This is a genomic window from Flavobacterium azizsancarii, assembly GCF_027980145.1.
Lineage (GTDB): Bacteria > Bacteroidota > Bacteroidia > Flavobacteriales > Flavobacteriaceae > Flavobacterium > Flavobacterium azizsancarii.
On the sequence record NZ_JAMZNK010000120.1, the window covers coordinates 1 to 502 of the forward strand.

A 502-nucleotide genomic window follows, 5' to 3' on the forward strand; every position below is an offset into this window, starting at 1 on the left:
TCTTTTAGGAACGTTGTCGATACCATTAAAATCTGATGAAGCGTCTACTCTTGTAATATGATCCAGTGTAATAATCCTGGTTCCTGAATTGACGTGTGATCCCGGTTCGTTAAAACCTACGTGACCGGTACGGCCAATTCCTAATAATTGAAAATCAAGTCCTCCGGCATTTTTAATATTCATTTCATAGTCGATGCAATATTGATTTAATTCCTCAATATTTACAGTGCCATCAGGAATATTAACGTTCTCCGGTTTGATATCAATATGGTTAAAAAGATGCTGGTGCATGAAATAATGATAACTCTGATTGTTCTCTTTGGTCATTGGATAATACTCATCCAGATTAAAAGTGATTACATTGCTAAAACTTAATCCTTCTTCTTTGTGTATTCTCACTAATTCTTCATAAACTTTGATAGGAGAAGAACCTGTTGCTAAACCTAATACGCAAGATTTTCCTTTTTCTTGTTTAGATCTAATTAATTGCGCGATTTCCTGC

General features: G+C 34.7%; 1 protein-coding gene. It reads right to left on the bottom strand.

The genetic code is table 11. The annotated features are described in order from the left end of the window. The coding region (locus NJT12_RS24875) for a 6-phosphogluconolactonase (protein WP_271338802.1) at positions 1 to 502 on the bottom strand (502 nt) is incomplete at both ends.